7 protein-coding genes and 1 pseudogene are annotated in these 11,344 nt (G+C 61.7%); 3 read left to right on the forward strand and 5 right to left on the reverse strand.

The annotated features are described in order from the left end of the window. Positions 1-204 precede the first annotated feature (204 nt). From aspT to SBC1_RS03485, 3 genes and pseudogenes are all read left to right on the forward strand, one after another. Positions 205-1,886, forward strand: a pseudogene (gene aspT / locus SBC1_RS03475) (aspartate-alanine antiporter). A gap of 131 nt (positions 1,887-2,017) precedes the next feature. Then, a complete protein-coding gene (locus SBC1_RS03480) occupies positions 2,018-3,799 on the forward strand; it encodes an aspartate-alanine antiporter family protein (RefSeq protein ID WP_165086938.1) in 1,782 nt (593 codons plus the stop codon). Between the two features lie 120 nt (positions 3,800-3,919). Beyond that, a complete protein-coding gene (locus SBC1_RS03485; RefSeq protein WP_165987314.1) occupies positions 3,920-4,783 on the forward strand; it encodes an aldo/keto reductase in 864 nt (287 codons plus the stop codon). Positions 4,784-4,815: 32 nt separating this feature from the next. Here SBC1_RS03485 and SBC1_RS03490 read toward each other — a convergent pair whose 3' ends face one another. From SBC1_RS03490 to SBC1_RS03510, 5 genes are all read right to left on the reverse strand, one after another. Next, positions 4,816-6,888: an ABC transporter ATP-binding protein gene (locus tag SBC1_RS03490; protein ID WP_165987316.1), complete on the reverse strand. Its 2,073-nt coding sequence runs from the start codon at positions 6,886-6,888 to the stop codon at positions 4,816-4,818. Then, entirely contained in the window at positions 6,885-7,748 is an 864-nt protein-coding gene (locus SBC1_RS03495) for an ABC transporter permease (RefSeq protein WP_165086945.1), read from the reverse strand. The genes SBC1_RS03490 and SBC1_RS03495 overlap by 4 nt, the downstream gene beginning before the upstream one ends. Continuing rightward, the gene (locus SBC1_RS03500) at positions 7,745-8,779 is read right to left on the reverse strand and encodes an ABC transporter permease (protein ID WP_371826750.1); all 1,035 of its coding nucleotides are present in this window, start codon (positions 8,777-8,779) and stop codon (positions 7,745-7,747) included. The genes SBC1_RS03495 and SBC1_RS03500 overlap by 4 nt, the downstream gene beginning before the upstream one ends. Positions 8,780-8,829: 50 nt before the next feature. Further along, positions 8,830-10,515, reverse strand: coding sequence for an ABC transporter substrate-binding protein (locus tag SBC1_RS03505; protein WP_165086950.1), 1,686 nt, complete (start codon positions 10,513-10,515; stop codon positions 8,830-8,832). Positions 10,516-10,795: 280 nt separating this feature from the next. After that, positions 10,796-11,296 carry a cupin domain-containing protein gene (locus tag SBC1_RS03510; protein WP_165086952.1) on the reverse strand — a complete coding sequence of 167 codons (501 nt, stop codon included), beginning with the start codon at positions 11,294-11,296 and terminating at the stop codon, positions 10,796-10,798. Positions 11,297-11,344 lie beyond the last annotated feature (48 nt).

The raw sequence follows: 11,344 nt of genomic DNA on the forward strand, positions 1-11,344 counted from the left end.
CTGAAATGGACGCCAGACACGCGAAAAAATGAAGATGGGCGTTAAATTCATACCGTCCCGAGTTCATGGCTGGCAAACTGACATCCTAAGAGGTGCATTGGTAACCCATTCCAGAATCACGATCACAATTAATCGAACCCTTAATTCGGTCATTCCAAGTCGCTTGATAGTTGCATTTTAATAATCAATAGAGGCGATAATTTCATGATCTGGAACTTGCTGGCGAGTCAACCGGAAATTGCATTGTTTGCGAGTCTGGCACTCGGATTTTTCATTGGCTCTTTCAAGTTCGGACCCATACAGCTCGGTGGGGTATGCGGCACCTTGCTTGTGGCGCTCGTTCTCGGACAAAGCGGTGCGCGCCTTTCACCGGATCTAAAGAATATTGCATTTGCGCTGTTTATCTTCGCGCTGGGTTTCACCGGCGGCCCGCAGTTTTTCGCGAATATCGGGCGTGGCTGGCGATATGGGCTCCTTTCGGTCGTCGAACTGGTGGTGGTACTTGGGCTGGTGCTCGGGGCCGTTGCGCTCTTCAAGCTGGATCGCGGCACCGCGGCTGGCTTACTCGCCGGGGCCGCGACGGAGTCAGCCGTGGTCGGCACAGCGTCCGAGGCAATTGGCAGGCTTGCACTGCCGGCTGCGGAGATTGCCCGGCTGCAGGCCAATATAGTCACCGCCTACAGCGTGAGTTACCTGTTCGGGCTCGTCACCATCGTGTTGTTCACCAGCCAGATCGCACCGCTCATGCTGCGCGTGAATTTGCGCGATGAAGCCGAGCGCCTGTGGCGCGCGCTCGGGGGCGACAGCGCGTTGGCCGACGGGCAGCGACTGGCAGCGCCGTCTCTTGTAGCGCGCGAAGTTTGCGTCACGAGCGCCGCAGGTCTGAGCATCAATACCCTCGAAAAACGCTATGGCAACGAGCTCACCGTGGCGCGTGTGGTGCGCGGCCGCTCGATCGTGAAAGCGCAACCGAATCTCGTGTTGAAGAAGGGCGACCGGATTGTGATCGGCGGGCGTCGCGCGGCGCTCGTAGCGGCGCTGCCTGGTATTGGGGAGGAAGTCTCCGGCAGCGACGTTGCCGACGTCTACGCCGACACCCTGGACGTCATGCTCACGCGGCGCGAAGTGCATGGGCTGACGGTGGCACAGGTGCGAGCCCGCGCGACGCCCGCCGATAGCCACGGCGTCTATATCTCGGCCGTCACACGGCTGGACAGCACGATTCCCGCGCTGCCGGGGACGGAGCTGCATCGCGGCGACGTACTGACCTTGATCGGCGCAGCCGATGACGTGCGGCGCGGCGCGGCGAAGCTCGGCTACGTGGTACGCGCGACGCTGAAAACCGACTTTGTGTTTCTCGGCATCGGGGTGATTGCGGGGATTGTCGTGGGGCACTTGAGCGCGCGCGTCGGCGGCGTGCAGATCGCCCTGGGTACCGGTGGCGGCTGTTTATTGTCCGGGCTGCTGTTCGGCTGGATTCGTTCGCGCTATCCCGTGATCGGCTCGCTACCTTCCGCCGCGGCGCAAGTGCTCAAGGATTTCGGACTGTGCACGTTTATCGCCGCGGTCGGGCTGGGGGCCGGCGCTGATGCGATCCGCCTGATCCGCGAGTACGGCGTTGCGTTGCCGCTGGCGGGCGTGGTCATCACGCTCGGGCCGGCGCTGGTATCGCTCGCGGTCGGACGCTGGCTGTTGAAACTCGAAGTACCATGCTGCTCGGCGCGATCGCCGGCCAGCAATGCAGCACGCCCGCGATCAGCGCGCTGGTCGGCGTGACGGGCAATGCAACGCCGGTGATCGGCTACACGATCACGTACGCGTTGTCGAACGTCCTCCTGCCGCTAATGGGGCCGGTGATCGTCGGGCTCGCGGGCAAGGTCGGATGAACAGGCGAGGGGGATGAACAGGTTGTAGAAAACCGGAATAGGCGCGTGGTGGGCAGCGCGAGTATCAGTATCAATTCAGCAGGTTTCAATTCAGCAGGTCGGGCAGCGCATACGAAACTAGCGAGGGCACTATGGAATGGATACATCAGGTTTTTACGAAGTCACCGGAGATTGCGCTATTCCTGTCTCTGGCGGTGGGGTACTTCATCGGCCAGATCAACTTCGGCAAGTTTCAGCTTGGCGGTGTGGGCGGGTCGTTGCTGGCGGCCGTCGTTATCAGTCAGTTCGGTGTGCAGATCGATAACGGCGTCAAGTCCGTCATGTTCGCGATCTTCATCTATGCCGTCGGTTACGACTCGGGGCCGCAGTTTTTCAACTCGCTGTCGCGCAAGACTTTGCGTGAGATCGCGATGGCGGTGTTCCTCGCGGTGTCGGCGCTCGTGACAGTGCTCGTGTGCGCGAAGCTGTTCGGCTTGAACAAGGGGATTGCGGCAGGACTGGCCGGCGGGGCGTTGACGCAGTCGGCGATCATCGGCACGGCCGGCGACGCAATTGCCCGGCTCGGGCTGCCGGTTGCCGAAACCAAAGCGCTCCAGGGCGACGTGGCGGTCGCTTATGCCGTGACGTACGTGTTCGGATCACTGGGCGCGATCATCGTGTGCGTGAATATCTTGCCGAAGTTCATGGGGCAGGGTTTGAAGGAAGCCGCAGCGGAGGCGGAGAAAAGTTTGCTCGGCGGCGCGGTCGCGCATGGAGCAGGACAGACGGCGGCGTTGCCGGAACTGGTCGGGCGGGCTTATCGCGTAACTGGCGGCAGTGGTGCGGCGGCGCGCACAGGTGGCGCCGATGCCGGGGGACTGGCGATCAAGGTCGCTTCAGGCGTGACGGACGTGACGGGTGCGGCGGGTGCGGCGGGCCGGACAGTCGCCGAGATCGAGATGGCCGAGTCCGACATGATCACGATCGAGCGAATCCGCCGGGCTGGCAAAGCGGTGGAGCCGCGGCCGGACGTGATGCTGCAAGTCGACGATATCGTGCTGGTCGTCGGCCGGCGTGAGGTGATGGTGACGGCGGCGTCGAACATTGGTGAAGAGGTCGCGGACACTGACGGCATCAGCGTCGTGATGCAGAACCGGCAGGGCGTGTTCACGCGTAAAGGCATGAATCACATGACGATTGCCGCGGTGCGCACGACTGTGGATCGCGACTTGCGGCATGGCGTATTCGTACAGGAAATTCGCCGGGCGGACCAGCCGTTGCCGATCCTTCCCGAGACCAAGCTTGAACATGGCGATGTCATTACGTTCTACGGTTCGCCGCAGGATACCAAGCGCGCCGTGGATGCAGCGGGTTATGAATTGCCGGTGACCAACAAGACCGATTTCATCTACATGGGCGTGGGGATTGTGCTCGGTTTGTTGATCGGGTTGATCGTGGTGAATGTGGGCGGCGTGCCGTTGACCTTGGGCTCTGGCGGGGGCTGTTTGCTGGCTGGGCTGGTCTTCGGCTGGATGCGGGGCAAGCATCCCATGTATGGCGTGATGCCATCGGCGGCATCGCAACTGATGAAGGATTTCGGACTCGCGGCGTTCGTGGCGGCTGTCGGTCTGAACTCCGGGTTGGCGGCCGTGGTGACGGTGAAGAACAGCGGCCTGACGATCTTTTTGCTGGGTGCGATCGTGACTATCGTGCCGCTCGTGCTCACCATGCTTTTCGGCCGATACGTGTTGCGATACACAAACGCAGCGCTTCTGGCGGGTGCGCTGACCGGATCGCGCAGTGCCAATCCAGCGTTCGGCGGCGTGCTTGACAAGGCCGAGAGCGCGGTGCCGACGGTTCCGTTTGCTATTACCTATGCGTTGGCGAATGTATTGCTGACATTGCTGGGACCGCTGGTGGTGGGATTGGTCTGATGAAGGGTTGAGTGCGCGCGGTAACGTGCACTCAAGTGCACTCAACCGTGCGCTCAAAAAATTTGAACTGAGGCCGAGGGCTTGAGCCCAACGACATTCAGCACGAAAAGGAGACCGTCCATGGCGTCGCAGCAAAAAACCGTTCATCTTCCGGCAGCAACCCTGCATGGGACCGGAGAGCAGATCCCGGCTTTGGGCCAAGGCACTTGGGAAATGGGCGACAGCGCCAGAATCCGCAACGCGGAAATCGCCGCGCTTAAGACCGGCGTGGATCTTGGCATGACCGTGATCGATACCGCGGAAATGTACGGCGACGGCGAGAGTGAAAAGCTGATCGCCGAAGCATTGAAAGACCGGCGTGACGAGCTTTTTATCGTCAGCAAGGTTTATCCGCATAACGGCAGCGAATCCGGCGTGAAGGCCGCGTGCGAACGAAGCCTCAAGCGGCTACAGACTGACCGCATCGATTTATATCTCCTGCATTGGCGCGGCGGTGAAGACCTGGAAGGGGTGATCGGTGGTTTTGAAACCTTGAAAGCGCAGGGCAAGATCCGCCATTGGGGCGTGAGCAATTTCGACACCGAGGACATGGTCGAACTCTTTGCGCTGGAAAATGGTAACCGATGTGCGACCAATCAGATTCTGTATAACGTCGCGCGGCGCGGTCCCGAATTCGAACTCCTGCCGTGGCTGCGCGAACGCAATATGCCGGCGATGGCATACAGCCCCATCGATCACGCGCGTTTGCCAAAACACAGCGTACTCAACGACATCGCGAAGGCGCGCGGTCTGTCTGCGATGCAAGTCGCGCTCGCATGGGTCTTGCAACAACCGCAGGTCATCGCGATCCCGAAAGCGGGGACCGTCGCTCATGCGATTGAGAACGCGGCAGCGCGAGAGGTGAATCTGTCGACGGAAGAACTGAGTCTTATCGATACCCAGTTCAAACCGCCGAAAGCAAAACGCCCGCTGGAAATGCTTTAAACCCTCAACCGCTCTACCTGCAGGCGTGATATTCACTCAGGCTTTTGCAAGCGCTTCAGTTCGGCCACGGGAATGTGGCATCGAATCCTGTGGCCATCGGCGGCGTGCGCGTAGGGCGGCTCCTTTTGCTCGCAGATTGCTCCAATCTTGCGCGGACAGCGCGTATGAAACACGCAACCCGACGGCGGATTCGCGGCGCTCGGCAATTCGCCTGAAAGGCGGATGCGCTCGTGCGCTTGGCGGTCATCGCCAATTGCCGGAATCGATGACAACAACGCCTCGGTATAAGGATGATGCGGCCCGTCGAACACGTCGTTCGCCCGGCCAATCTCCATCAGCCGGCCGAGATACAGCACCGCAATGCGATCGGACAAGTAACGCACCACGTGCAGATCGTGCGAGATAAACACGTAACTCACGCCGCGTTCGCGCTGCAGGTCGGCAAGCAGATTCAGGATGGCGGCTTGCACGGAGACGTCGAGAGCGGACGTGGGCTCGTCGCAGACCACTACGCGCGGATCGCCAGCGAACGCACGCGCAATGGCCACGCGCTGCTTCAACCCGCCTGACAATTGCCGCGTGCGCGAGCTCAGGTAACGTTCGGGCAAACGCACGGCGGCGGTCAACGATTGCAACCGCGCTTCCTTCGCCGCTCCACGCAAAGCGCCGAGTTTCGACAACGACCGCGCGATCAACCGACGCACCGAATGCGCCCGGTTCAACGCCGAATCCGGATTCTGGAACACGATCTGGAGCGACTTGACCTGCTCGTCGTTACGGTGCGTCACGCGCGCGGGCAGAGCGGCGCCGTCCAGTTCTATGGTGCCGCCCGCATCTGGAGAGAGCAAGCCCAGCAACAGCTTCGCGAGCGTCGTCTTGCCGCTGCCGGACTCGCCGACCAGCCCGAGCGTTTCGCCCAGCGCCAGTTCCAGCGATACATCGTGCACCGCCCGCAGTGACTCCCCGCCGACATGAAACGTCTTCGATAAATTCTCCGCGCGCAACGCGACCGGCGCATCTGTCCGCTCGACAGCCGCGCTCAAGACCTCCGGCGTTGCACGCGGCAAGTCGATTGCACGTTCGTGATAGTGGCAGCGCGCCATTTGATCGCCATGCATGGCCGACACCCGATACGGCGGCGGCGCGTCACGATGACAACGGTCATCGGCGAGCTTGCAGCGCTGCGCATAGATACACCCCTGCGTCACCGATCCCGGCAGCGGCAGCGAACCCGGGATGGTGTCGAGCCGGCCCGTGTCCTTGCTGCGTCCCGTGGTCGGCAGGCAGCGCAGCAAACCCACCGTGTACGGATGCCGCGGCCGCGCGAATACATCGCGTGTCGTGCCTTCCTCGACCAGTTTTCCCGCATACAACACGCCGACGCGATCACACATCCGTCCGATCACCGCCAGGTTGTGGCTGATGAAAAGCACCGCTGTGCCAAGCTCAACGCGCAGTTGCGCGATCAGGTCGAGCACCTCCGCTTCCACCGTCGCGTCGAGTCCGGTAGTGGGTTCGTCGAGGATCAGCAACTCCGGGTTGCACGCGAGCGCCATCGCTATGACCACGCGTTGCTGCATGCCGCCCGACAATTGATGTGGATAACTATCCATCACGCGCTCGGGCGATGAGATCCGCACGCGCCGCAAGATGTCGATGGTGTGTTCCAGCGCTTCATTCACCGAAGCGCCCGCGAGCTCAAACGCCTCGGACACCTGCCGCGCGATGGTCAGCGACGGATTCAACGCGCGGCCCGGGTCCTGATAAACCATCGATACCGCGTTCGCGCGCATGTGCCGCAACGCGTCGGCGTTCATCGAAGCGATGTCTTGGCCGGCGATTGAAATCTTCCCCGACTTCACGCGGCCGTTGCGCGGCAGATAACGCAATATGGCGAGTGCAGCGGTGGACTTTCCGCAGCCCGATTCGCCAACCAGCCCGTACGCCTCGCCGCGTTTTACCCGCAGCGAGATGTCCTGCAGCACTTCGCGGTCTCGCCCGCGTGAACGGTATGCGACTGTCAGGCCGACAAGGGTCAGCGCGTCGGCTTCGGCGCGCTTCGATCCATCGAAGACGGGGAAGGCCGATGGCGGCGGTCCGTTCATCGTTCGAGCACTCCCTGGATACCATCGGCGACGAGGTTCACGCCCACTACCAGCGAGGCAATGGCGGCGGCGTCGAACACGACGGTCCACCATGCGCCGCCCGCCATCAGCGTGTAGCACTCGGAGAGGGCGAGGCCCCAGTCAGCCGACGGCGGCTGAATGCCGAAGCCGAGGAACGACAGCGTGGCGACCGCGAAAATGGCGTAACCGAGCCGCACGGTAGCTTCCACAATGATCGGCTGCAGCACGTTCGGCAGGATCTCCGCGAACATGATGTAGAACGCATTTTCACCGCGCAATTGCGCAGCCAGCACGTAGTCGAGATTGCGTTCGGTCAACACGGCCGCGCGAACGGTGCGCGCGGTGATCGGCGTGAACGTGATGCCAATCACGAGGATTACGGTGAGGTTGCTGGCTCCGACCGCGGCGAGCGCGAGCAGCGCAACAATCACGAGCGGCAACGCGAGCACTGCATCGATCAGCCGGCCGATCACGTTGTCCACCCATCCATCGAAATAACCAACGATCAAGCCAACCGCCGTTCCCGCCACCGTGCCGAGCAACGTTGCCAATGGCGCGATGGTGAGAATGTCGCGAGCGCCAACGATCACGCGCGCGAACACATCGCGGCCGAGTTGATCGGTGCCGAACCAGTGCGTGGCGTCGGGAGGGGTGAGAGAGTTCAACGGATCGGACGCGTAAGGGTCCTGCGGCACGACCCAATGTCCGACCAACGCGCACGCGATCCAGAACAACAGGATCAGCACACCGACCACGAACGTAGGTGAACGCAACAAGGCCTTGCTCCGTTCGAAGCGCGGCGCCTTGTGCGGGACAGGAGCGACGGTTGCCGTGCTCATTGCGCGTTCCTCACCCGCAAGCGCGGATTCAACACGACATACAGCGCATCTGCAATGAGGTTCGCCGCCGTATAAATCACGCCAATGGTCAGCACACCGGCTTCGAGCATGGGGAAGTCCTTGCCTTTGGCGGCGTTATAAATGAGCGAGCCAATGCCCTGATAGTGGAACAGCGTCTCCACGACCACCAGGCCGCCGATCATATAACCGAGCTGCGTCGCGGCAACGGTGACGGTCGGCAGCAGCGCATTGCGCAGCACGTGGCGCATGATCACCACGCGGCGCGGCAGGCCCTTGAGGATCGCGGTGCGCGTGTAGTCGGCGTCGAGCGCTTCGACGGTGCCGGCGCGCGCCATTCGTGCGATGTAACCGAAGAACACCAGCACCAGCGGCAACACGGGCAGGATCAGATGCTGCAACTGAACGAATACGTTCGACCCAGGCGGAAACGTTGCTTCAATCGGCAGCCATTGCAGCCAGATACCGAACACGAGAATCAGCACGATGGAGGAGACGAACTCCGGCACGACCGTTGCCGATAACCCCGCAATGCTGATAGTCCGGTCGATCCACCGCCCCTCGTGCAGCGCGGCGTAGACACCGCCGGCAATGCCGAGCGGCACGACGACGATAAACGCCAGCGCGCCAAGCTTCGCCGAATTCAACAACGCGTCGCCTATGAAGGGTGCCACCGGCGCGCGGTACGCATACGACTGGCCCATGTCGCCACGCAGAAAGTGGGCGATCCAGCCGGCATATTGCGTGAACAAAGGCCGGTCGACACCCAGTTGGTGATTGAGCGCGGCGACCGCGCGGGCGTCGGCGAGAGGACCGAGGATTGCGCGGCCGACATCGCCGGGAAGCAACTGGCCGCCCGCGAACACGATCACCGATAACAGCCACAACGTGATGATCGCGAGCAACAGCCGCACGCCGACAAACCGCGCAATGCGCGCGGCGCTTCCGGCGTTGTTGCGTGAGCTTACTTTCGGCGCGCCCGGCGCGGCGGGAGGAGAGACCGTGTTCATGATCGAGACATCCTCGGGTCAGGCTTCAATGCGCGAGACTCAAAAAGAACCGGCTACGCGCCGATAGTCGCACGTTGGAAATACAACTGCGAAATGGCATTGAAGCGCACGCCTTTCACGTTCGCCCGCGTGACGATCAGCTGATCGTAGAAATAGGGAATCGCAACCGGGGTTTCATCCAGCAACAAAGTCTGGATTTGCCCCGATAGTTTTTTCTGCGATGCCACGTCGAGCGCCGCCACGAAATCAGCTACCAGCTTGTCGTATTGCGGATTCTTGAAATGCGCCGCGTTCCACGTGCCTTCGCTTGTGAGCGGCGCATTGAGGAACACATTCGGCACGCCGCGATGCCCATAGTCCGTGATGCCGAGCGGTGAATCGAGCCAGTCCGATTTGCCGTACGTGCCCGCGCCGTAATACAGCTCCTGGCTTTCCACCTTCAGCGTGATGCGGATGCCGACCGCCTTCGCTGCGTTCTGGATCACGACCGCGAGATCGGGAATCTCCATGTACTTCTCGGTCGTGAGCGTGACGTCGAAACCGTTCGGCACGCCTGCTGCCGCGAGCAATTGTTTTGCCTTCGCGACATCGATCTTGCGCTGCGGCACCGCCAGATCGCTGGACGGAAATACCGGCGAGAACGGGCTGTCATTGCCCAGCGTCGCGCGGCCCTTGAACAGCCCCTTCACCATGACCTCGCGATTCAACGCCAGCGCCAGCGCTTGGCGCACGCGCTTGTCCTTGAACGGACCGGTGTCAGTGCGCATATGCATTTGCCGATGCGCGCTCGACTTCACACCCAGCACCTTGAACTCGGGGTTCGTCATCATGCTGACGCCGCCCTGCACGGTGAAGTCGCTCATCACGTCGGCTTGCCGGCCTTGCAGCGCGAGCAGTTGCGACTGCTGGTCGGCGTAGAACGCGAACGTCACACGCTCGGGCAGCGCTTTTTCACCCCAGTAGTCGGGATTGCGCACGAACGCCGCGCCCACCTTCGGCGTGTACGACTCGAACTTGAACGGTCCCGTGCCCGGGAACGCCTTCTCATACGTGCCGCTGACATTCGCCGGCAGGATTACGGCGTTGTACGTATCCGACGACACGTAATACGGGAAATTGCCATTCGGTGCATCGAGATGAAACTCGACCGTCATGTCGTCAACGACCTTCACCGAACCCTTCGATAACACTCCCTTCAGCACCGAGAGCGCGGCCGAGCCGCTAGCCGGGTCCGCGAGCCGGTTGAACGTGGCGGCGACGTCCTTGGCGGTCATCGACTGGCCGTCGTGGAATTTGACGTTCGGGCGCAGCTTGAATGTCCAGACATCGCCCTTTTCGTTCGGCTTCCATGAAAGCGCGAGGGAAGGGCGTAGCTGAAGCGCCTGACCGTCATCGTCGATAAGAAATTCGCCCGTCTGATTGATCAGCGCCAGACCGGCGGCGTCCGTGACGGTGAGTGGATCGACCGCGCCCGCCGGCGTCAGATGCGCCACGCGGATCGTGCCGCCAGGCTTCCCGCCAGGCGTTTGCGCGCGCGCATGCGGCATGCCGATCAGGCCGCCGGCGGCTAGCGACAAACCCAGCAAGCTCGCGTGCCGCAGCAATTCGCGCCGCGAAAGGCGACCGGCCTTGAATTCGTCGATGGCATGGTTGCCGAGTTCTCCCGCCGATCCCCTCGACTGTTCCAGCGCTGCATTGAAGGGAAAAAGCGAGGCCAGATCGGTTGCGGTCTTTTTCATCGGGCTGTCCGGTTCAGGGTTCGGTTGTTGTTTTGACTCGACGATACCGCGCCTAACGACAAGGGGCGGTGGCAGCGACGGAATCGGATGCGCTTTCAGTTTAGCGGAGCAAATAGAGTTCCGATTCCTGACGCGCGTTTCACGTGCCAATTAATTGCGCGTGCTGTGGGACAGCCGCGACGTTGCGGCAAAGCTTGCTGAAAGCTTGCGGGCCAGGCATCAGCAGGGCGGTAGAAAATTCCGCGCCCCCGTGTGGTCAACTATGGTCAACCCATCGCGTTCAATGCTGATGCGGATGTTTATGAATCGGATCGACCCAGAACACTTCCTCGGGCTCCTCCACCGCATCGATATTCAGATTCACCACCACCGCCTCGTTGTCGCTGCGCACGAGTACGCATTCCAGCGGTTCGTCGGTGAGCGCATTGATCTCCTGATGCGGCACGTACGGCGGCACGAAGATGAAATCGCCCGGTCCGGCTTCAGCGGTAAATTCCAGATGATTGCCCCACTTCATGCGAGCCTGTCCGCGCACGACGTAGATCACGCTTTCAAGCGCGCCGTGATGATGCGCGCCGGTTTTCGCGTTCGGATGAATCGTGACTGTGCCGGCCCAGATTTTCTGCGCACCTACGCGTGCCGCGTTGATCGCCGCTGCGCGATTCATGCCGGGCGTCTGCGCGGTGTTGGTATCGAGTTGATCGCCCTTGATTACCTTGACGCCGTGCTCGCGCCAGTCGGTGTGCTCGTGGTCAGGGTCGTGCTGATGTTCGTCGCTCATGCTCTTTGTCTCCTCCTATCCGTGGAAAAGCCGCCGTCGATCTACGCT

Origin of the sequence: Caballeronia sp. SBC1, assembly GCF_011493005.1 — a bacterium.
In the GTDB taxonomy this organism is placed as follows: Bacteria; Pseudomonadota; Gammaproteobacteria; order Burkholderiales; family Burkholderiaceae; genus Caballeronia.